The organism is Mesorhizobium muleiense (assembly GCF_900099905.1).
GTDB classification, from domain to species: Bacteria; Pseudomonadota; Alphaproteobacteria; order Rhizobiales; family Rhizobiaceae; genus Mesorhizobium; species Mesorhizobium muleiense.
The window spans coordinates 73,687-93,831 of record NZ_FNEE01000021.1; the positions used below are offsets into that span (position 1 = coordinate 73,687).

The window sequence follows — 20,145 nt, forward strand, 5'->3', positions numbered from 1 at the left end:
AAAAAGGACTCAGCACAGGCTCACGATACTCTTCGCTTCGGCATTAGCATTGCCGGCCAACCGCTTGTCGACAATGCTAAGGCCGGGAGCGGTAATCAGCCAGGTTGAGTGCTGCAGCGGAGCAAGATATTGCGGGTAATCTGCTCGACTACGGGGTCTGCCGGCAATACCGGAGGCTCGAGGCTGCGCGTTGCGGTCCAGTCAATCGACTTTACGAGTCCAAACACCCAGTCCGCTGTCGGAGCATTGAACAGTATGCCTTTGCCGGGCTCTTCGTGGACGACCATCGTAACGAATCCACCCAGGCTCCCAAGCGTTTCGCGCGGGCCCGAGGTTTGCCTGTGCGCCGCTGGCCAGCCGTCAAAGTCCCATTCACCCCAACGCCGACAATCAGCGAAAGCGAGCAACCGAGTTCCTGGTAGTGCTCCATCGGCGAATGTGAGTTTTGGACGCGGGCCGTCAGGCTCGACTTCGAGACCGTCCGCCTCATGTCCAAGGAGCTTTATTTCTGCACCAAAGGTGTCTCCGTCCCCGACCCCAGCACCATTGAAAACCCAATGCTCGGGATCGCATACGGTAAAGCCACACTCAGGGCGCGATGGCCCGCCGAAGAGCTCCCAGTACCAAAACATTCCGCCGGTCAGTACCTCCTGCGGCGCTCCAGGTCGACGCGTGTAATTGTATACGCCGGTCGTGGGTGTCGTTGACTCTGGCCGCAGATGCCAGGTGAATCCCGTAACCAAAGGGTTGGGTGCTGCAGCGTGCAGCGGATCAAGTGATTCCCCGCCGTCGCCATGCTCGCTGTCAGCGTGGTCGCCGGAAGCCTTATAGCACTCGATTGCAGTACTGTCAGAAGTCTCTCGGACCAGATAAGCAGGCAAGATTGCCACCGAGGAAGATCGTGGCGCCACCGGAATCCCGGAAAGCACGGACGGCGTCAAGCTGTTTTCCAGTCCAGTACTCGTCGTGGCCAATCGTGACCAGCGCAGAGTAATCAGAAAGGTTCGCATGCCCGTTGGAGATGTCGAGGCCTGAGCAAAAGTCGACGGATATTGCTTCGCGTTCCAACCAATCGATGAAGGCAAATGTCTGCCCCGATTTCGGCGGGTACGGCCTCAGAATGTTTCCGTTCGGGTAACATAGCCCGAGACCTGGCCGATGGATCGATGCTTTTGAATTCCTCAGCTCTTCCCAGTATTGGCCGTCATCCGACCGCCCATGGTACAAGCTTCGGTTGTGCCAAATGTGGTAGGCGAGCCAGGTTGCGACGTTGACTTGACAGAGGATCCGGGCGCCTGGGCGGTCGTTGCCACGCCGGACGATGAACAGCGCATCCTCGCCTGCACGATCGGTGGCGCGCTCCCGTGGCTTTTCCTCTGCGCAGAACTGAGCCACGTAAACGCCGCTAGGCCACTCATTGGGAACGCTGTCGAGCAGATTCACCTTCGGCCAGCGGCATCCTTCGGAGTCGGCGTCACCAGGGCCTAGGAGACGCCCCCCCGCCGACTGCGGCAGCCGGTGTGGTTCGACAGGGCCAAAGCGTCGGATGAAGGAGAGCTTGGGATGAAGATGAGCATCCTCGCACCCCGGTCACGCGGTAGATGTCGACGTAACAGCGTTCTGAAGATCGCGTTGCCACATGTACCGCGAGTTCGTCTCCAGACGCAACGGTGACGGCCGTCATATAGCCCGCAAAGTACGGTACTGCTTCTCGGCCGGTGGCCGGGAAAGCGACATAGCGGTACCCCGACGTTAGTGAAGGATGAACGCCGGGCAGGAACTCCTCAGTCTGTGGCGGGACCCTCCGCCGCAGAATGACCGGTGGTTCTGGCAACCGAGTCATCGGTCGAGTCAAACTCATTACAAGCTCGTCGGGATTCGAACCGTATCAGGAACACGGGCCGCCTAGTCTTCCTACAATGTAGCAGCGCTAGAACGACTGTTTCGACGAATTCGCGCGTTCGACGCAGTAAACGGGCTTATAGCGGCTCGTTTCTGCATAACGGCAGCGACCATTGGCAACGCGGCATTTGCCTGCCAAGGCCGCCAAATTGGACTGGCACACTGAACGACCCCAAGCGAGGCGTACGCGGCAAAGCGTCAGGCGACTGTTGTCAGTCAGATCACTGCTCGGCAGATGGAACGCTGATCGAGCTTTGCCTGATCAAAGATTCCTCCGCAATTATTAAGAGAGATCGGGTCGCCACGCCCAGCACAGCTTCACAAGGCGGTCCGATTTGCGAGCGAGGCCGATCGCATAGCCGGAAAACTCTGCTGCGTAGTGCTCGTGGCGTGGCGGAAACGCGGTGGTCGGGGCCCAGATGGCGAGGTCTCCACGCCACAGGCACATTGAGCGCAGCACTCGCCATATTGAGCCCGCAGATCGTTGCGGCCGCCGTGCAGCCTCGGCCCCGGCAAACCGGATCCAGGCCAAGTCACGAAACTCTGCGAGCGCAAGGTCAGCGGCACTTCGCCTGCAAAAGGCCATCAACCTGGTCTCACCGCATTCGCGCGTGAGACGATTTCCTGTTTCCCCCAGCACACTTTTCTCGCCGCTCAGCACAATGTACAAACTTATCGCCCAAGCCTTTCTCCATTTGGATCGAAAAACGCCCGGAGCGACGCGCCGGCTTCGTAGAGTCTGCCACCAATTTCGATTTCCGATCGACTGCTGTCAATCAGCTCCTTCGTGACTGGTGCGCGGTGGCTCACATAACCCATTCCCACTGACTGGCCCAGGGTAAAGCTCTTTGCTCCAGACGAAATGTACCCACAATCTCGCCGTTGCGTCGAATGGGTTCTTCGTGGAAAAGAACAGGGTTTGGATCGCGAGCTTGAATGACACCAGCCGTTTTTCCTAGCGGACCTGAATTTTTCTGGGAAAGTAACGCCCTTTTCCCGATAAAACCTCCATCCTTGTTCCAATCGACCCGAGGAACGAGAGCGACGCCTCGACATAGATTGCGCCGGCGACGACCAGGGCACCGTTCGCTGCGATTTTCGGCACGAGATTAGGCAGGATGTGCCGCACCATGATGCTGAAATTGCTGCTGCCAACAACGCGCGCACGATCGAGGAATGTTCGCTCCTTAAGCGACAGTGTCTGACTGCGAACGATACGGGCCACGAACGCCCAGCTTGTCATGCCGATGACGACAAGGATCACGAAAAGAGAAGGACGGAAGCCGAGGATTTCTCTGCCGCGCCCCATCACCTCGAGAACCACCGGTGTGATGACCAGCGCCAGCACGAAGGACGGCATGACGAAAAAGAAATCCGTCAAGGCATCAGCCAGACGTCAACCCTGCCACCGTAGTATCCAGCAGTCATTCCGACCGTGGTGCCGACGACGAGGCTGATTACGGTCGCCAGCAGCGCGATCGTGAGCGAGGTCCGGGCACCATTGACGACTAAAGTACGTCCCGCCCGACTTCGTCCGTCCCTAGCAGATGCTCGCCTGATGGGGGCGCGAGGAAATCGCCGGCCGCTGCCGGACCCTCGGATCAAGCAGGCCGTAGGCTAGATCGGCTACGAGGTTGGCGACGACAATCGAGGCGCCGAGCAACAGGAATACTCCTTGAAGGACTGGATAGTCCCGAGCATTGAGTGCCTCCACCGTCAGGCCACCGCTGCCCGGCCAGGCGAAGATGGCTTCGACGGTGATGGCACTTGCCACCACGTAGCCAAGATTAAGGGCAATCAGGGTAATGACCGGTAGCATTGCATTGCGAAATGCATGACGCATCAGCATCTAACCATTGGTCAGCCCTTTGGCCCGTGCGGTACCATATAGTCCTCGGTGACGATGTCGCTCATCGCAGCACGAGCGACCACGACGTATTGGCCGATTAGTCCAAGAGCCCCCGCGGTGACCGGAAGCGCGAGATGCCGCAAGTAGTCGAGCAACCAATCAAGCGAACCCGTAATTGCGCCAGGCGAAAGTGCACCATAACCCGGAAGCCAGCCCAATGCCGTACTGAAGATCACCACCAGGATCATGCCGAGCCAGAAAGCCGTCGGAATAGAGCGCCAGAGATGCTCCAGTGGCGATATGGTCGACGGGTCCTCTTCTGCGCCAACCCGCATGTAGGCCAAGCATAACCCCGCATAGGATGGCGATGAATTGGGCTAGACCGACCAGGGCAAGTGGCTGGCAAGCGTTCCACTATTAGGTCGGCGACATGCCGGCCCCTGAACTTGAAGCTGTAACCAAAATCGCCGCGGAGCGTTGCCGACAAGTACTCGAGCACCTGATTCGGGAACAGCGGCCGGTCGAGGCCCCAGTTCTCGCGCTGCGCCCCGATCTGCTCAGCGGTCACGCTGACGCGTGCCCCGCCGAGCAAAAGCGATGCAGGGGTCGCCAGGAATGACCCGGAACAGGACGAAGTTCAGGATCAGCCTTGAGGAGAATCCGCCCGATCCGCCGGCTCATCTGCTCTTGCTTTCTATCGGAACCATTTTAGGCCGGCTTTAGGCGATCGAATGGATAATAGCCCTGCGATGTCCCTATATCCTCGGGCCATCCCTGGAAGCAGTCCTTGCGACGGGCGTCGAGCAGCAACGGGTAGGCTAGGATGATGTAGGGGGCTTCGGAGTATATGAGCCGAACCGCCGAGTCGACCAGCTCCTGGCTCTTCTTAAGGTCGACGGTGATCTCGACGTCAGACACAAGTTGATCGAACTTCTCGTTGCTCCAGTATGACGTGTTGCTGGAATCGCCACTTTTGCCCACAACGAGCAGGTCGGAAGCGCTGGGACCGCGCCAACTCCCCGCAACGAGCAGGTCCCAGCCTCCGCCGCCCCTCGCCGGTGCCACCGTACGGGCAGAGAGCGCCCCGGAGTCGAGCTGGGTGACTGTTACGGGAATGCCGATTTGTCCCAACCAGCCAGTGATAAGCTGCACGACCGCGATCGGCATTTCGAGGGTACCCGAACCGGTTCCGGTAATCAGCTCGAGCTGGAAGCTGTTCCCCGCCTTGTCCTCCCGGACGCCGTCACCGTTCGTGTCCCGATAGCCGGCGGAATCGAGTCGGCGGGCTGCCTCCTCTAGATCAAAGTGGCGCCTGCTATCGCCCATATCCGAGTAGTAATCCGCCGCCACCGGCATTGCCAACCCTATGCCAGGGTCGGCGTGACCGCGGTAGGCCCGCTCGACGATGGCCTTTTGGTCGATCGCGTAGCCGATCGCATCGCGAAACGCCGGATCCTGCAGAGCCTTGGTGCTGCCTGCACCGTCCCCCGAGGCGGTGTTGAAGGCCAAATAGTCCCGCTGCTCGACGCGCGCTTCACCGACCACGATGTCAGGATTGTCCGAGAGGTCGGCCCATTGGGCAGCCGTCAGGCTGATACCATAGTCGAGAGCGCCGCTCTTCAGGCCCTGGGCGATGGGGTCGGCCGTATTGAAGAAATGAAAGACCATCCCGGCCGTCTTCGGCTGTCCGGTCCGGAAGTGCGGGTTCGGCACCAAGCGGGCAAACTGACCTTGCTGAAACTCCGAAACGATCATGGGTCCCGTGCCCACCAGCGGCGGGTCGTTGCGGAAGGCGCCCCGCGCATCGGCGTAGCTAATGTCCTTCCAGATGTGCTCGGGAACAATCATCGTGTAGTTGTCAAAGGCCAAGCGTGTTGGGACCTTGGTCACGATTTGCAAGGTCTCGTCATCCAGGGCCGTTATCGATTGGATCTGATCGAGGCCGCTGATGTTATTGAAGCCCGCGTTCAGTTCGTCCGGCTTACCTATAGAGTTGCGCAGGTAGTTGTAGGTGAACGCGGCGTCTCTGGCCGTGGCCGGCTTGCCGTCCGACCACTTCATGCCGGGCCAAATCTTGAAGGTCCAAGTGAGGTTGTCGTCGGCAACAGACCACGATTTGGCAAAACCCTTTCGATCGTCATGTCGCTGGGCGTCCACGCCAACCAGCCAGTCATAGGTAAACGCCAGCGGCCAAAAGTTGCTCCAGGACGCAAACGGATTCAACGTATCGGGGGCAACGATTGCGCCCATGCGCACGATGTGATCATCGCACGATGATCCGGCGAACGCCGTTGAGTTCAGAACCCAAGGCGCCGCTGATCCTACAAGCATTGCTTTCACGACTACACGTCGACTGAATGGCCACTCATTCATTTTTTGTTCCCTTCGCGTTTTTCGTTATCACCGCACACCCGCTCGAGCGGTATGCCGTCCGCCGGCTTGTGAGTGTACTTAGCTCGATCTGGGTGGTTTGCGCGAATTTTCTTCTTTTAGCGCAGCAAAGCGGCGTTTTTTCGCTCTTTATGCAGAATCCGAACACCTCATCGGTGCCGTAGCCTTTGAGTAGAGACCGGGCATCGGTCTTCTTTGGAGTGATACCTTTTCTGCTGAACTGCCCCCATTTCGATCGGACACCCGACATAAGCAGAAAGGCTCAACCACAAGCTTGATGACAGGCTTATGTCCGAGGACTATGAGCGCATCGAGGTGATCACCGGCGTCCCGCGCCGTCGGCATTGGTCTGGTCACGGAAGCAAAGCTGCGGATCATCGAGGAGAGTTTTGAGCCGGGCGAGACGGTGTCGTCCGTTGCCCGGCATGGTGTGGAGCCAATCTTCTCTACCGCTGGCGCCGTCTGTGAGCGAGAGAGGCGCGGCAGCAGTGAGTTCGGTTGAACCGTCGTCGGCAGTTCAGAGTTTGGCGTCTCGAGGAGCGGTGCGCGAGCTGGAACCCCCTGCTCGGCCGCAAGACCAGGGAGAACGAGATCCTCCGGGAAGCGCTCGCCAAATCCCAGGCAAAAAACCGACCTTGCGGCCGCTCTCGCTTCCGAAGGGAGGCTTGCGGTGAAGCGGATCGCCGAGGTGCTCGGGGTGTCACGCTCCAACTTCCTTGTCAGGCGCAGCGGAAGACCAGGCCGCGTGGCGCCTATCGCAAGGCCGACGACGAGGGCTTTGCTGCCGCTCATCCACCGCTTCGTCGACGAGCGGCCTACCATGGCTTACCGGCGCATCCCCGTACTGGTGAACCGGGCACTGACGCAACAAGGACTGCCCATCGTCAACCGCAAGCGGGGGCATCGGATCATGCGGCAGTCGGCCTTGCTTCTGGAGCCTCACACCGGCCGCCGCGAAGGTCGCATTTCACGATGGCAAGGTGATGTCATGCGCTCAAACGCTGGTGCTCCGATGGCCTGGAGTTCGCCTGCTGGAACGGCGAGATCATCCGCATGGCCTTCATCATCGATGCGTTCGACCGGGAGATCATCTATGTGAACGGGCCTTTGATTACGGGTGATCGACAATGCGGTTGGCAGTGCGGTCACGGGGTCATGCCGTAAAGTTTACGCCGCTGGCATTTCGTCTTTATGGAGGGCAACGGCCGTCGCGAGGCGGCCCTTGTTTTCGGGCTGAGCCGCGAGACGGTTTTGAGATGCGCCGGTTCTCGCTGGCCCCGGGTTGTACGCGCACGAAGCCGGTCATAAAGCCGCAGCTTGGTGCGCTGCTGATAGTGATCCATGCGATCACGGAAGCGTACCGAACTGGCCCGGTGTAGCGCTTAGACTTGTAGGTGTAGAGGGAGCGATCGACCTGCAAGGCCTCTTACGCCTTGCGAACTGATCCCTTCCATGGCTCCCACAGCACCTCCCGCACAAATTGGCAGGCACCTCACTGGAAAAACACATTCAATGCGGCACTGAGCGGCATCAGCTTCCAGGACCAGAAGGGGCGAAAGGCGCAGAGTTCAACCATCTCGCCCGATGTCGAGCTGACCGCAAGAATCTTCGCCGAACGATCGCTGGGCGCTCTCCCCGGCTAGGGCGCCGGGGAGGCGCAGCCTTGCTTCAGCCCTTGCAGAGTTCGGCGGCAGTGAGGCCGCTGTCGGGCAGGGTAGTCTTTGTGTAGCCATACTTGCCAACCGACTCCATCATTTCGTTGGAGCCGATATAGTCTTTCAACACTGCGTTGAAGGCGTCCACTGCCGCCTGCTGGTCGAGTGGGAAAGCAAGGGCGGCGTAGCCGGGGATTCCCGGCACAACAATCTGCGGCGGTGTGTAAGGATCGGGTACCTCGAGGCTGTCATCCTTTTCGGCGGCCAACTGCATTGTATAATAGCCGCCGGAACCGACATCCGCGCGGCCGGTCTTCACCGCCTGCAGCACTTCCGCCAAGCCAGCTACTTGCACGATCTTGTCTTCGGCGATACCGACTTTTTGCGCGACAGCGACCGAAGCCCATCCGGCGCCGGTGACGAAGATCAAGCCCTTGTCGCGTACGTCTTCGAAAGAGTGCACTTCCTTCGGATTGCCCTTCTGCACGAGTAGCGCACCCGGGTCCTTATCGATCGGGTTAGTAAACAGCACGTTACGGCAGCGGTCCGGCAGGATGGACATGCCGCCCGTGATTATGTCGAAGCGACCCGCCTGCAAGCCGGGAATGAGCGAGCCCCATTCGGCTACGACCGGCTCGACCTTAGTGGTGCCTAGTTTCTTGAGGATGTCCAGAGTCATAGCATTAACATAGCCGAGCGGTTCGTTGTTTTTGCCGGGATATGCCCAGGGTATTTCGTTGGAGAAGCCGATCCGGATCGTTTCTCCATTCTTGATTTTGTCGAGCAACGACTCTGCGGCGGATGCCCCGACCGTGAAGCTGACCGCCATCGCCGCTAAACCGAATGCGACCATTCCCTTCAGAGTTGCACGCTTCGACGGATTGCTTTTGCTCGCGCCGTGGTTCCAATCATGCATCTTGTAATTCTCCCATTTTATTTATTGGTTTTCGGCTTCGCCCCACCAACATCGGGGACCTGTCGGATGACTGCCTCGAAAACGTAGCAGCATGCAAACGTGCCTTTTGAGCGAATGAGCTGCCGCTAATGCAGTGAATCGGCGTTTCTGTCGTCACATTCGCCGCCGAAAGACGGCATCGAGTACGATGACCTCATGCAGCTGACCCGACGTCTCATGGCGCAGATGCAAGAAGACTTCGGCACCAAGATCGACTGGGTCGCGGCTGATCATTTCAACACCGGGCATCCGCACAGCCACGTCATTGTCCGTGGCAAGGACGACCGCGACGAGAATGTCGTCACGCACGCGAATATATCTCGTCTGGGATCCGTGGGCGGGCCGCCGAGCTGGTCAGCCTCGACTCGGTCCACGCACCGACCACGAGATCGAGCATCGCCTGTGCCGGGAAATGGAAGCAGGAACGCTTCACCAGCATAGATCGGCAGCTGCTGCGCGATGATCACGGGATTGTTTCGACTGACGGCCGCCAGGCGTTTCGCCAGACGCTGCATCAGGGCCGCTGCGCAAGCTCGAGCGCATGGGTCTGTCTGGCCGCGGAGATCCGCGCGGGTCGCCGCTGACGCCTCGACGACGACCTCGAAGCCACGCTGCGTCGTATCGGCGAACGCGGCGACATCATCAAGACCATGCACCGCGAACTGACCGGCAAGGGGCTCGCCCGCGCGGCGCTAAACTGGGGAGAATTCAAACGGCACTTCCGGGGAGTATTGAGCCGGCATCGACACGGGCTCGCCGGCTCGATCGTGGATCACCAGTCGGCCCGGCGGCGGCTACCTGATCTTCCAGCTCGTCCATGCCCGCTACGAGAAGGGCGCCATGATCATCACCTCCAACCGCGGCTTCGCCGAATGGGGCGAGGTCTTCCGAGACCCCGCCGTAGCAACCGCACTTCTCGATCGCCTGCTCCACCATGCGGTTGTCGTCCAGATCGAGGGATCGAGCTATCGGCTCCGGCAACACGCCGAACTGATACCGGAGCACCTGCGATCAAAAGCCGCCATCACTCCGCCAACCCTCAACCCACCATCGCGCGCGGCCGGCCGCCGAAAAATGGACACCCCGCCGCGACGCCCTGACCGGCCAAACTGGGGAATTTTACTTCGGCACTTCTGGAGAAAATTCAAGCGGCAATGAAAAGCCTGTCCAGTCTCTCGTCGGCCGCCTTGTCGCGCTGGATTGGTCGACGAAATCAATGACCGGCATTATCTGATCGTCGACGGCGTCGACGGTAAAAGCCATGGGATCGACATCGGCAGAGGCAAGCCGATAGAACCGATGCCCGACGGCTGCTTCGTGCGTGTCGCGCCAAGGAACACCGAGCCGAGGCAGGTTGATCGCACCGTCGCCGACATCGCCGCTGCCCATGGGGGGCGCTGCAACGTCGATATCCACCTGAAGCATGATCCATCCGTCACCGAGAGCTTTGCGCAAACGCATGTTCGGCGGCTGGAGGCGATCCGCCGCGCGACCGGCGGCGTCGAGCGAGAGCCGGACGGCACCTGGCTCGTCGCGCCGGACCATCTCGAGCGCGTCACCGATTATGGGCGCCAGCGGGCCAGGGCCGTGCCTGTCGTTATCGACAAGCTCTCATCAATGCCGCTGGAGCTCCAAGTCAGCTTCGACGGCGCCACCTGGCTCGACCGGGACCTGGTTGCCGAGAGACCGGAGGCGTTGCGCGACTCTGGGTTCGGGCGTGAGGTCCAGGAGGCGCAAGCCCGTCGGCGGCAGTGACTGATCGCGCAGGGTCTCGCGAATGAAGAGCAGGATCGGATCGTCTATCGCGCCAACATGCTTTCGATCCTGCGCCAGCGAGAGCTGAACCGTGTTGTTGGCCGACTGTCAGGGGAAGTTGCTGCCCTATGCTGAATTGCGATCCGGAGAACGAGTAGCGGGTACGCTCCGCCGCTCCGTCGAGCTTGCCAGCGGAAAATATACCGTCATTGAAAAGTCGCGCGAGTTCACGCTGGTGTGCCATGGCGGCCTGTGCTTAAGCGGCAGGTTGTGGTGTCCGGAATTCATGCGGGAAGAGGGATTCATGGACCATTGGGCTGCGAAGGAGCGGCCCGAGCGTTTCGTAGCATGACCTCACAGATTCATTGATATGCCTCAGCAACCATCTTGGACCGGCAATAGCGCGTTTGGCGGGGGACGGCCGAGAAAGTTACTTATGCCGCTTGAGCTTCAGCCACAGCATCTTGGATGGGCGCAGCGCGATGAAGGCGCGCTCCATCGAGGCAAGTGGCCCAGCTTGGACCGAATGCATCTCGATCATGGTGTGACCCTGACGGGTTGTTGGGCGGCATACACCCACTTGGATTGCTCAGGCCGACCCTTTGTTCGTCGCCGGCTGGCCGATCGCTCGTCAATGCTCCATTGGTGTGGCGCGTCGTCAACCTGTTTACGCGGGGAGTGGCCGTATGGGACACTTAGCTGTCCAGATTTGCTGCAGGATATGTGCGCGCCCTCCGCCAAAATCGCTGGCTTGCTGCGTTTTCGCGTGCGATTCGCCAATCGGCAGACCAAGTCCCTGTTATAGTTGTGAAGGAACGTCGGGGGCCGCCGAGTCTGACGAAGCGTCCATCCTAACGCAGCCGAAAAAGAGGAAATTCTATGCCTGTCCTGAATCGTGTCGCCGATCTGTTGCCGGATATCGTCGCTTGGCGTCGCGAGATTCACGCGCATCCCGAACTGGGATTTGAGGAGCATCGCACGTCGGCCTTCGTCGCCGATCGCCTGCGCGAATTTGGCTGCGACGAGGTCGTGACCGGCGTCGGCAAGACAGGCGTAGTCGGCGTAATTAGGGGTAAGCGCGGCGGAAGCCATGGAAAACTCAAAGTCATCGGATTGCGCGCTGACATGGATGCGCTGCCGATCGAGGAGGAAACCGATCTGCCCTACGCTTCTAGGAACAAAGGCATCATGCACGCCTGCGGCCACGATGGGCACACTGCGATGCTGTTGGGCGCGGCACGCTACCTGACTGAAACCCGGAATTTTGCCGGCACGGCGGTGATGATTTTCCAGCCGGCGGAAGAACTCAGCACAGGGGCGGTCGCGATGCTTGAGGATGGCCTGATGGAGCGCTTCGAAATCGAGCAGGTCTATGGCATGCACACTAGCCCGGGTTTGCCGATTGGTGCCTTCGGTATCCGGCAAGGTCCAGTAATGGCAGCAACAGACGGTATCGAGATCAAGATTGAAGGCCGCGGCGGCCATCCGGGAATGCCGCATAAATGCATCGACTCAATCTTGGTCGCCGCGCAGCTTATCACGGCCTTACAACAAATCTTGGCTCAGAACGTTGATCCGCTAGAGTCCGCGGGCATTTCTTTTCATTATGTTCATTCGGGCACTCCACAGAGATTCGTTACGCAAAGAGCAGAGGTGCTAGGGAGCATGCGCGCTCTGACGCCGGAAGTGCGTGATCTTGTCAAGAGGCGTATAAGCGAGGTCGTCGCTGGAGTTGCCCAGATGACCGGAGCCACGATTGATCTCACTTTCGGGAAAGGCGAGCTTGTTACTTTCAATCACCCCAAACAAACCGAGCTTGCAACTAGGGTGGCGAACGACGTGGCTGGTGAAGGCAACGTTATTGAGACACCACCCGTTATGGGTGGCGAAGATTTCTGCCACCTGTCGAATGCACGACCAGGTGCCTTCGTTTGGTGCGGCAATGGCGATAGCGCCCAACTCCATCACCCGGCCTATAATTTTAACGACGAGGCAATTCCGTACGGGACATCCTTCTGGATCAAGCTTGTCGAGAACGCGCTGGCTTGAGTTGACGGCCGAGTCGTAGCCGAAACGTTCCGGACGATACGCGTTGTGATCTGCTGGACAGTCATGCGCGGGTATGTCCCTCAGTAATTTTTCCGCCTGGTTACTGAATGGGAAAGACGAAAAGGTCAGTCTCAGCTGTTCAAATGGTAGTGGCCGCAAATCGTGACGAAAAGGATGTAACGAATGACGGAAATAGAAAATAAGGCGCTCGCGTTACGATACTTCGACGGAGAGTGGGAACTTGTTGACAAGGAATGCCGCTGCTTCCTTTCTGGCGATATGCCGTGCTCTGGATGGATGAAAGAGTACGAGAAGAAGGCGCTTGGATCAATCCTAAAGACGGTAGGACCGGTGACGACGACCATCGGCGATATGGTCGCGGAGGGCGACCGTGTCTGGGTAGAGTGGGAGATCAGCGCGAGGCTGACCAACGGAAACACTTATAACAACTGTTACGTCTACATGTTCAGATTCCGAGATAAAAAGATTGTCGAGTTCAAGTCTTTCGTCGACACACTTCATATGTACCGCACGATGGATGCACCGGAGGTGCGCGGAGAGGCCGGCAAACGACAGAGTCCCCTTACGAGCGTGACCGCGCGCATCGTAGCAGATGCCCCTGATCAGATTGATGGCAAGGAATAGGAAAATCGGCGGGCCTGTTCAACCACCCCTAGCAGGGCGGGCATAGCCACGGCTAACGGCGTCTAGGTGCGCAAATCTCAAGAAATCGCAGATTTAATGCACTTTTGCCAGAGGATTAGCGCACGATTGGGGTCCGAAGGCGAATACTCTGGTTTCGGCGCCTACTCAGCGGATTGCTGTCGTTTAAAGCGAGAATTCGAAGGGTCCAGCGTTGGTCTTCGCAGCGAGAGCATAAGTATGAAAAAAAATCTTCGAGCAAATGTGCAAGCTCAGTCTGCCGGGGTGACTATCGATCATCGTGCACGCATTCTGTCGACACTCACGGCAAATTCAATATTGGTGAAATGTTTATCTGTTTTTTGAAGAAGAGGAGAGCTTGAGCCATGCAGTTGAGCGGTGATCAGAAACTGGAAGCTTATCGGCGGATGCTCCGTATCCGCCGGTTCGAAGAGGAGGGTATGCGCCAATTCAAAGCTGGCAAGATTCCTGGTCCGTTCCACGTGAGCATGGGTCAGGAAGCAGCCATAGTCGGGTCCTGCTTGGCTCTTCGGGCCGACGACGCCATGACGGGAACACATCGTTCGCATGGTCATCCGATCGGAAAGGGTGCGCATTTGGACGCTCTCATGGCCGAGGTGATGGGTAAGGAGGGCGGCATTTGCAAGGGGCGCGGCGGTTCTATGCACCTGGCAGACAGATCGGTCGGGATCATAAGCGAATCGGCCATCGTGGGAGGGGGCATTCCTCTCGCCACGGGTTGCGCGTTCAGCGCAAGGGTGAGGGGCATCGACCAGGTTACTCTTTGCTTCTTTGGCGACGGAGCAGTGAACCAGGGCACATTCCATGAGAGCCTGAATATGGCGTCACTCTGGAAGCTTCCTGTCATCTATCTTTGTGAGAACAACGGCTATGCAATCACCACCTCGGTGGCGCGAAGCCACGGTCAGCCCGACATTGCACTGCGGGCAGCGGGCTACGGTATGCCAGGGGTGACGGTTGATGGGCAGGACGTAGGCGCCGTCTATGAAGCTACAGCGCGGGCTGTTACACGCGCTCGCGCGGGCGAGGGACCCACTCTCATCGTTGCCAACACGTACCGGTTCGACGAGCACAGTTTCGGGCTGGTCATCCCGGGGGAGCCTTATCGATCCATCGAAGAAGTCGACACCTACAAGCGCGATCGCGATCCCATCGAACTGTATCGGACTGTGCTCCTCGAAGAAGGCATAAACGAAGGGAGTCTTGCAGAAATTGAGGAAGAAGTGACCGAAGCGGTGAAACAGGCTGTCAAATTTGCTTTGGCTAGTCCTTTGCCTCGGCCGGAGACGTTGCCCGACTACCTGTTTAACTCGCCTGTTGCGGCAGCTGCAGCTAATCCCGAGAGGAATTGATCTACATGCTCAGCGATGCGCAGATACTAGCTACTACCCCCGCCCCCTACGTTCAGATGACCTACCTTGAAGCGCTTGTGCAGGCGCAGATGGAGGAAATGGACGCGATGAGCGGGTCGTTCTAATGGGAGAGGACATCTCGGTTTATGGGGGTGACAAGCTTGTTGAACGGTTCGGCAAGCATCGGATTTGGGACATGCCTATTTCGGAAGGCAGTTTCACCGGCGTAGGAATCGGAGCTGCTATCAACGGATTGCGACCGATAGTGGATCTCGAATTCGCCAGCTTTGCCTATCTCGCCTCAGATCAGATAATCAATCAGGCTTCGAAATTGCAGTATATGACTGGCGGCCAGATCGACATTCCTATCGTGATTCGTTGCTGTATGTTCTCCACGGGGTCGATGGCGGCGCAGCATGCCGACCGGCCCTATCCATTTTTCATGAATGTGCCAGGTCTTAAGATCATTAGCCCGACCAGCCCCGCTGATATTAAAGGGCTTATGAAATCGGCGATTCGCGATGGCGATCCTGTGCTCGTCTTCGAAGAGAAAAGGCTGTGGCCGCTCAAGGGAAATGTGCCCACAGATCCGGACCTTTTAGTCCCGATTGGCAAAGCGGATGTGAAACGCGTGGGAAGCGATGTTACCCTTATCGCTATCGCAGGCGCCATTCGGCCGGCGCTGGACGCAGTCGAAGCGCTCGCCACGGAAGGTATTTCGGTCGAAGTGATTGACCCACGGACGTTGAAGCCGCTCGACCATGAGACGTTCAAAACTTCCGTTGCCAAGACCGGAAGGCTTGTAATCGTTGAGAACGCTCACCGCGTCTGTAACGTGGGAAGTGAAATCGCTGCGGAGATGGCGGAAGAAGCTTTCGATCTTTTGAAGCGACCGATTCTACGTCTGAGCGCTCCGGACATTCACGTACCCTTCAGTCCGGCCCTCGAGAAGAACTTCTACCCGACGAAGGATAGCATCATCGCCGCCGTACGGCGGCTGCTCTGAGATCCTCGAATACTCTGAATAGATCGGAAGCAAAGATGACAACGGACATTATCCTACCGTCCAGTGGAATGGGTATTGAGGAAGCTACAATCGTTCGCTGGTTGAAGAAGGTCGGCGACGCGGTCAGTGAAGGCGAAATTGTCGTTGAAGTCGAGACTGCCAAGGCCACGGTAGAAATCGAAGCGCCCGCGAGCGGCATTTTGATGACAATCGTTGCACCGGAAGGTGCAACGGTAGAGATCAACGCGGTCATTGGAACGATTGACGCTTGATGTCCGGCTCTTTCACCGAAGTCTCCCTAACGCCATTGCGGAAGGCCATAGCCGCTCGAATGACGAAGGCCACTCAGACGATTCCTCACTTCCGCCTTGTGGCTAACCTAGAAGTTGATGCCCTTTTGCGTTGGCGGGCAGCACTCAACGAAATTGATCCGACCAAAAAAATTTCTCTCAATGATTGTCTCATCAAGGCGGTTGCGATTTCGTTGGTCGACAATCCCTCCCTAAACTGCCAGATGACGGACACGGCGATCCGCCGGTTTCACTGCGCTGACATTTCGGTAGTAGTCGCTGTTGAGGGTGGCCTTTCCACTCCAGTGGTCCGCGGTGCCGAAGCCAAGTCAGTGATAGAAATATCCGCAGAAGTAAAGGATTTCGCAGAGCGAGCAGTCCGCAATGCGCTCAAGCTTAGTGAAATATCCGGCGGTTCATTCAGCATATCGAATCTTGGCGGCTATGGGGTCGAGCAGTTCGACGCCATCATAAACGCACCACAATGTGCCATTCTGGCTATAGGAAGCGCTTCCCCTCGAGTCGTGGCAGATCAACTCGGCGATACCAGAGTGGCGACCGTCCTGACGTGCACACTGTCAGTTGATCACCGCGCGGTCGATGGAGCCGAAGCGAGCAAGTTCTTGCGGAGCTTGCGCGAAGTGGTTTCAGATCCAGAAAGATTGGCGCCGGCTTGAGCGGCCAAATTCGGTTAGGGCGCGCTTCAATAGCTTGAGGTGGCGCGAAGCTGCGGCGCAGCTCTGTCGGTAGCAGGGAAACACCGCTGGCGTCGGATAAGATGGAGGGTCCTATGCTAAACGCGATGGTGAACGGCACGGCGATCCCCGTGGTCGGGCTTGGGACTTGGACGCTTATGGGTGAAGCATGTTCGGAGTTGGTGGCGGACGCACTCTTGCTCGGTTACCGTCATATCGATACCGCAGCGTACTACAAGAACGAACGCGCGGTCGGCGAAGGATTGCGATTTTCTGGGATACCCCGTGACGAGATCTTCGTCACGACCAAAGTTCATTATCCTGATATCGCCCCCGGTGACTTAGAGCGATCGGCAGAAGAGAGCCTGAAACGCCTCGGCATGGACACGGTCGACTTGCTGCTCATCCATTGGCCAAATCCGGCCATTCCGCTGACGGGCTCCATCAAGGCTCTGAACGCGGTTCGCAATTCGGGGATGGCACGGCATATCGGCGTGTCGAACTTCCCCAGCGGCCTGCTTGCGGAGGCAGTGCATCTCTCGGACGCCCCACTTTTGGCCAATCAAGTCGAGTATCATCCCTATCTTGACCAGACTAAGCTCCATGTCGCCTGCCGCGCGGCCGGCATGGCGATGGTCGCCTATTGTCCACTTGGTCGAGGCGGAGCCTTGTTCGAGGAGGAGGTGATAGGGGCCGCCTCGAAGCGGCATGGCAAAAGCCCAGCGCAGATCGTATTGCGATGGCATGTTCAGCAGGAAGGTGTGGTCGCCATTCCGCGTGCCGAGCGTAAGGAATGGCTGGCGGAAAACATAGACTTGTTCGACTTCGAGCTTTCCGCTTACGAGATGACGGCTATCTCGCGACTGGGTTCGCGTAATCATCGTATCGAAGATTTCGGTTCGTTGAAATGCGACTCACTGCAGTGGGACCAGCCTGGATAGTAGCCAAGACATCCCGACCCGGATTTATGTCGCGGTGCTGAAAACGTCACGAAGTGAGTTCCGGCCATACACTGCCGGATGAGAGCGAACCAACTGACCTAAGTAAGTTACTTCGGCGAGACCTGACCCATAGGGTGAACAGCGTGGCACCTGAACGGAACGACAAATGGCAATGGACGGGCGGGAGCCGCCATATTGCGGAATCTGGCTAGAATCATACAGTCGACTCTTTCCAAGGGTGCTGCAACTGTGCCGCCGTCAGCCGCACGACACCACGATAATGCCCGGCCAGCAGAAAACACTGGTGCCAGCATAGTTCGCTTTCGCTGATCTCCGTGTTCCCTGACCAGCCCGCCGACTATGGTGTACGCGGCTATCTCGCCTCCAGCACGGCACTGAGGAACTGACGCGTCCGCTCGTTCTGCGGGTTGCCCAAGAGCTGATCGGGCGGGCCCTGCTCGACGATCTTGCCGCCGTAGAAAAAACAGACGCGGTCGGAAAACTCCTTGGCGAAGCCCATCTGGTGCGTGACCATGAGCATGGTGAGGTCATGCTCGGCGCCGAGCTTGCGGATGACGTTGAGCACCTCTCCGATCAGCTCTGGGTCGAGCGCCGAAGTCACCTCGTCGAACAGCATCACCTTGGGCCGCATGGCAAGCGCACGAGCGATCGCCACGCGCTGCTTCTGTCCGCCGGAAAGTTGGATCGGAAAGTGATTCCTCTTGTCGCTGAGCCCCACCATGTCGAGCAGTTCGGCGGCGCGCTCCTCCGCCTGCTTCTTCGGCAGCCCGAGCACGGAAACCGGAGCCTCCATGCAGTTTTGCAGCGCCGTCATGTGGGGAAAGAGATTGAAGTGCTGGAACACCATGCCGATCTTGCTGCGGACACGCCGGAGATGCCGGTCACTCGCAGGGACCAAATGGCCATTCTTCTGCATGTGGGTGAGCGGCTCTCCATCGACCCAAATCACTCCTCCTTGGATTTGTTCCAGCGTCATGAGCATGCGCAGGACTGTGGTCTTGCCAGAGCCCGAAGGACCGATTATGCAAACCTTCTCGTTACGGGCGATGTCGAGATTGAGCTCGTCGAGCACGGTTAGCGCGCCATAGCGCTTTGTAACGTTTTCGAAGCGGACCATGGGTTCGTTCATGACTTTCTCGTTGCACGCGGTCTCGGGATTGTCCAGCACGGTCAGCGACCCATAACTTTTTGCGGCGTTTTCGAAGCGGATTCTGGGTTCGTTCATGACAATACCTCCTATTGCAGCCGATAGCGGCGGTTGAGCCAGATGCTCACCGACTGCACGATCGCAGAAGCGGCCAGACTGAACACGAGAAAGAAGAAGCCGACCATGACAATGGCCTCGGTGTAGCGGTAGTTATTGGCGCCGAAAATCTTCGCCTGCTGCAACATCTCCAGGATGGCGATGGCCGCCAAGATCGGCGTTTCCTTGAACATTCCGACAAAGTAGTTGCCCAGGGCAGGCACAATGGGAGGGATCGCCTGCGGCAGAATGATGGTGCGCCAGGTTCGGATTCGCGACAGATTGAGCGCCGTGCAGGCCTCCCACTGGCCTTCTTCAACCGCCAGGATGCCGGCGCGATACACCTCTGAGCAATAAGCGGCGTAGTGGATGCCGAGCATGCTGATGCCGGCGGTCCAGGCGGGGATGAGGATGCCGAATTGCGGTCCGACGAAATAGACGAAGAACACCTGCAGCAGCAGAGGCGTGGAGCGGATGAACTCCACAACCTCTGTCATGGCTGTAGACACGTAGCGGTTCGGCGACTGGCGGATCAGCGCGATGATTAGGCCTAGCACCAGAGCGATTGCGAAGCTCAGTACCGTGGCCTGAACCGTGACGATCGCGCCGCGATAGAGATACGGCAACGCTTCCCAGACGTAGGACCAGTCCCATTTGCTCATACCAGGGCCTCCCGCACGAAGCCACTTGAGAGACGGCGCTCCAACCACCGCACGAGGGGAGTGATCAGCGCACGCGCGATGAAGTAGTAGCCAAACAGCGCCACCGCGAAGAACAGCAGGTAGTTGCCGGTGGCGTCGGCTGCCAGCTTGGAGGCGGTGGTGAACTCGGTAATGGTGATGAAGAAGACGAGCGAGGTCGACTTAAGCAGCTCGATCAGCAGGTTGCCCGAGGGCGGTAGCATACTCCGGATCGCCTGTGGCACTACGATGCGGCGCATCATGGTGAGGCGCGGGAAGTTGAGCGCAGTACTCGCTTCATATTGGCCGCGGTCGACAGCCTGGATTGCGGCACGCACCACCTCGGCGAGGTAGGCAGAGTAGTTCATGCCAATGCCGAAGATGGCGACTGCCCACGGCGAAAGAGCAACGCCAAAGAAAGGCAGCACAAAGAACAACAAGTAAACTTGCACCAGCAGCGAAGTTCCGCGAAAGAATTCGAGATAGGCAACGGCTAACCATCGCAGCGGCCAAAGGGAGGAGACCCGAATTAAACCGGCAATAAGCCCGAGCACCACTGCAACCAGAGAAGCCCCGATGGTTACGACAACGGTGATCAGGAGACCGTGGGCGAGCGCTAAAACGCTGAAGTTAAGAGAGAATTCGTCCATGTTTCTATCCAGTTTTTACGCTCCCCG

General features: G+C 58.4%; 21 protein-coding genes and 3 pseudogenes. 13 read left to right on the top strand and 11 right to left on the bottom strand.

Annotation, left to right across the window (positions count from 1 at the left end; genetic code table 11):
• Window positions 1–95: 95 nt before the first annotated feature.
• The 7 genes and pseudogenes from BLT09_RS35930 to BLT09_RS26550 form a co-directional block, all read right to left on the bottom strand.
• Window positions 96–929 (bottom strand): N,N-dimethylformamidase beta subunit family domain-containing protein, encoded by an 834-nt coding sequence (locus BLT09_RS35930; protein WP_353830006.1) that lies wholly within the window; start codon window positions 927–929, stop codon window positions 96–98.
• Window positions 850–1,548: a N,N-dimethylformamidase beta subunit family domain-containing protein gene (locus BLT09_RS26525; RefSeq protein WP_342028474.1), complete on the bottom strand. Its 699-nt coding sequence runs from the start codon at window positions 1,546–1,548 to the stop codon at window positions 850–852. Before BLT09_RS26525 ends, BLT09_RS35930 begins: the two co-directional genes overlap by 80 nt.
• A 1,026-nt stretch (window positions 1,549–2,574) precedes the next feature.
• On the bottom strand, window positions 2,575–2,958 hold the full coding sequence (locus BLT09_RS26535; RefSeq protein WP_091598679.1) for a glycine cleavage T C-terminal barrel domain-containing protein: 384 nt from the start codon (window positions 2,956–2,958) through the stop codon (window positions 2,575–2,577).
• A pseudogene (locus BLT09_RS36020) lies at window positions 2,930–3,488 on the bottom strand (ABC transporter permease); the annotation flags it as partial. The pseudogene BLT09_RS36020 and the gene BLT09_RS26535, both read right to left, overlap by 29 nt.
• Complete coding sequence (locus BLT09_RS35940) at window positions 3,443–3,751, bottom strand: ABC transporter permease subunit (protein WP_366929442.1); 309 nt, start codon at window positions 3,749–3,751, stop codon at window positions 3,443–3,445. The gene BLT09_RS35940 and the pseudogene BLT09_RS36020, both read right to left, overlap by 46 nt.
• A gap of 11 nt (window positions 3,752–3,762) precedes the next feature.
• Window positions 3,763–4,086, bottom strand: coding sequence for an ABC transporter permease subunit (locus BLT09_RS35945; protein ID WP_268931341.1), 324 nt, complete (start codon window positions 4,084–4,086; stop codon window positions 3,763–3,765).
• Between the two features lie 373 nt (window positions 4,087–4,459).
• Window positions 4,460–6,124, bottom strand: coding sequence for an ABC transporter substrate-binding protein (locus tag BLT09_RS26550; protein ID WP_091598682.1), 1,665 nt, complete (start codon window positions 6,122–6,124; stop codon window positions 4,460–4,462).
• A gap of 306 nt (window positions 6,125–6,430) precedes the next feature.
• On the opposite strand from BLT09_RS26550, the pseudogene BLT09_RS35200 reads away from it, so the two are divergent.
• Together BLT09_RS35200 and BLT09_RS35205 are read left to right on the top strand one after the other, a co-directional pair.
• Window positions 6,431–7,234: pseudogene (locus BLT09_RS35200) on the top strand (transposase); the annotation flags it as partial.
• A 99-nt stretch (window positions 7,235–7,333) separates the two neighbouring features.
• Window positions 7,334–7,518 (top strand): annotated as a pseudogene (locus BLT09_RS35205) (IS21 family transposase); the annotation flags it as partial.
• A gap of 292 nt (window positions 7,519–7,810) precedes the next feature.
• On the opposite strand, the gene ehuB reads toward BLT09_RS35205, so the two are convergent.
• Complete coding sequence (ehuB, locus tag BLT09_RS26555) at window positions 7,811–8,713, bottom strand: ectoine/hydroxyectoine ABC transporter substrate-binding protein EhuB (protein WP_329608753.1); 903 nt, start codon at window positions 8,711–8,713, stop codon at window positions 7,811–7,813.
• 216 nt (window positions 8,714–8,929) lie between these two features.
• Here ehuB and BLT09_RS35950 point away from each other — a divergent pair, with 216 nt between their 5' ends.
• From BLT09_RS35950 to BLT09_RS26605, 11 genes are all read left to right on the top strand, one after another.
• Complete coding sequence (locus BLT09_RS35950; protein WP_425284492.1) at window positions 8,930–9,193, top strand: hypothetical protein; 264 nt, start codon at window positions 8,930–8,932, stop codon at window positions 9,191–9,193.
• 399 nt (window positions 9,194–9,592) lie between these two features.
• Window positions 9,593–9,910 carry an ATP-binding protein gene (locus tag BLT09_RS26565; protein WP_413468384.1) on the top strand — a complete coding sequence of 106 codons (318 nt, stop codon included), beginning with the start codon at window positions 9,593–9,595 and terminating at the stop codon, window positions 9,908–9,910.
• A 42-nt stretch (window positions 9,911–9,952) separates the two neighbouring features.
• Complete coding sequence (locus tag BLT09_RS35575; protein ID WP_268931336.1) at window positions 9,953–10,507, top strand: DUF3363 domain-containing protein; 555 nt, start codon at window positions 9,953–9,955, stop codon at window positions 10,505–10,507.
• 91 nt (window positions 10,508–10,598) lie between these two features.
• Complete coding sequence (locus BLT09_RS35580; protein ID WP_280141224.1) at window positions 10,599–10,859, top strand: DUF3363 domain-containing protein; 261 nt, start codon at window positions 10,599–10,601, stop codon at window positions 10,857–10,859.
• Between the two features lie 527 nt (window positions 10,860–11,386).
• On the top strand, window positions 11,387–12,556 hold the full coding sequence (locus BLT09_RS26575; protein ID WP_091598685.1) for an amidohydrolase: 1,170 nt from the start codon (window positions 11,387–11,389) through the stop codon (window positions 12,554–12,556).
• 183 nt (window positions 12,557–12,739) lie between these two features.
• Window positions 12,740–13,201: a nuclear transport factor 2 family protein gene (locus tag BLT09_RS26580; RefSeq protein ID WP_091598688.1), complete on the top strand. Its 462-nt coding sequence runs from the start codon at window positions 12,740–12,742 to the stop codon at window positions 13,199–13,201.
• A gap of 458 nt (window positions 13,202–13,659) precedes the next feature.
• A complete protein-coding gene (locus BLT09_RS26585) occupies window positions 13,660–14,592 on the top strand; it encodes a thiamine pyrophosphate-dependent dehydrogenase E1 component subunit alpha (protein ID WP_244529141.1) in 933 nt (310 codons plus the stop codon).
• 124 nt (window positions 14,593–14,716) lie between these two features.
• Window positions 14,717–15,598, top strand: coding sequence for an alpha-ketoacid dehydrogenase subunit beta (locus BLT09_RS26590; protein ID WP_244529132.1), 882 nt, complete (start codon window positions 14,717–14,719; stop codon window positions 15,596–15,598).
• A 35-nt stretch (window positions 15,599–15,633) separates the two neighbouring features.
• Window positions 15,634–15,870, top strand: coding sequence for a biotin/lipoyl-containing protein (locus BLT09_RS26595; protein ID WP_091598694.1), 237 nt, complete (start codon window positions 15,634–15,636; stop codon window positions 15,868–15,870).
• Entirely contained in the window at window positions 15,870–16,565 is a 696-nt protein-coding gene (locus tag BLT09_RS26600) for a 2-oxo acid dehydrogenase subunit E2 (protein WP_091598696.1), read from the top strand. The genes BLT09_RS26595 and BLT09_RS26600 overlap by 1 nt, the downstream gene beginning before the upstream one ends.
• Window positions 16,566–16,678: 113 nt before the next feature.
• The gene (locus tag BLT09_RS26605; protein WP_091598730.1) at window positions 16,679–17,524 is read left to right on the top strand and encodes an aldo/keto reductase; all 846 of its coding nucleotides are present in this window, start codon (window positions 16,679–16,681) and stop codon (window positions 17,522–17,524) included.
• A 373-nt stretch (window positions 17,525–17,897) separates the two neighbouring features.
• On the opposite strand, the gene ehuA is transcribed toward BLT09_RS26605, so the two are convergent.
• The 3 genes from ehuA to ehuC form a co-directional block, all read right to left on the bottom strand.
• Window positions 17,898–18,674, bottom strand: a complete 777-nt coding sequence (gene ehuA / locus BLT09_RS26610; protein WP_280141226.1) for an ectoine/hydroxyectoine ABC transporter ATP-binding protein EhuA — start codon at window positions 18,672–18,674, stop codon at window positions 17,898–17,900.
• A gap of 107 nt (window positions 18,675–18,781) precedes the next feature.
• Window positions 18,782–19,450, bottom strand: coding sequence for an ectoine/hydroxyectoine ABC transporter permease subunit EhuD (gene ehuD / locus BLT09_RS26615; RefSeq protein ID WP_091598702.1), 669 nt, complete (start codon window positions 19,448–19,450; stop codon window positions 18,782–18,784).
• Window positions 19,447–20,118, bottom strand: a complete 672-nt coding sequence (gene ehuC / locus BLT09_RS26620; RefSeq protein ID WP_091598705.1) for an ectoine/hydroxyectoine ABC transporter permease subunit EhuC — start codon at window positions 20,116–20,118, stop codon at window positions 19,447–19,449. The genes ehuD and ehuC overlap by 4 nt, the downstream gene beginning before the upstream one ends.
• Window positions 20,119–20,145 lie beyond the last annotated feature (27 nt).

Bases quoted from the DNA above. Each gene is read 5' to 3' on its own strand.
- BLT09_RS26535 (WP_091598679.1), bottom strand. From the start codon at position 2,958: ATGTCGAGGCGTCGCTCTCGTTCCTCGGGTCGATTGGAACAAGGATGG.
- BLT09_RS35940 (WP_366929442.1), bottom strand. From the start codon at position 3,751: ATGCTGATGCGTCATGCATTTCGCAATGCAATGCTACCGGTCATTACC.
- BLT09_RS35945 (WP_268931341.1), bottom strand. From the start codon at position 4,086: ATGCGGGTTGGCGCAGAAGAGGACCCGTCGACCATATCGCCACTGGAG.
- BLT09_RS26550 (WP_091598682.1), bottom strand. From the start codon at position 6,124: ATGAATGAGTGGCCATTCAGTCGACGTGTAGTCGTGAAAGCAATGCTT.
- ehuB (WP_329608753.1), bottom strand. From the start codon at position 8,713: ATGCATGATTGGAACCACGGCGCGAGCAAAAGCAATCCGTCGAAGCGT.
- BLT09_RS35950 (WP_425284492.1), top strand. From the start codon at position 8,930: ATGGCGCAGATGCAAGAAGACTTCGGCACCAAGATCGACTGGGTCGCG.
- BLT09_RS26565 (WP_413468384.1), top strand. From the start codon at position 9,593: ATGATCATCACCTCCAACCGCGGCTTCGCCGAATGGGGCGAGGTCTTC.
- BLT09_RS26575 (WP_091598685.1), top strand. From the start codon at position 11,387: ATGCCTGTCCTGAATCGTGTCGCCGATCTGTTGCCGGATATCGTCGCT.
- BLT09_RS26580 (WP_091598688.1), top strand. From the start codon at position 12,740: ATGACGGAAATAGAAAATAAGGCGCTCGCGTTACGATACTTCGACGGA.
- BLT09_RS26585 (WP_244529141.1), top strand. From the start codon at position 13,660: ATGCGCCAATTCAAAGCTGGCAAGATTCCTGGTCCGTTCCACGTGAGC.
- BLT09_RS26590 (WP_244529132.1), top strand. From the start codon at position 14,717: ATGGGAGAGGACATCTCGGTTTATGGGGGTGACAAGCTTGTTGAACGG.
- BLT09_RS26595 (WP_091598694.1), top strand. From the start codon at position 15,634: ATGACAACGGACATTATCCTACCGTCCAGTGGAATGGGTATTGAGGAA.
- BLT09_RS26600 (WP_091598696.1), top strand. From the start codon at position 15,870: ATGTCCGGCTCTTTCACCGAAGTCTCCCTAACGCCATTGCGGAAGGCC.
- BLT09_RS26605 (WP_091598730.1), top strand. From the start codon at position 16,679: ATGCTAAACGCGATGGTGAACGGCACGGCGATCCCCGTGGTCGGGCTT.
- ehuA (WP_280141226.1), bottom strand. From the start codon at position 18,674: ATGAACGAACCCATGGTCCGCTTCGAAAACGTTACAAAGCGCTATGGC.
- ehuD (WP_091598702.1), bottom strand. From the start codon at position 19,450: ATGAGCAAATGGGACTGGTCCTACGTCTGGGAAGCGTTGCCGTATCTC.
- ehuC (WP_091598705.1), bottom strand. From the start codon at position 20,118: ATGGACGAATTCTCTCTTAACTTCAGCGTTTTAGCGCTCGCCCACGGT.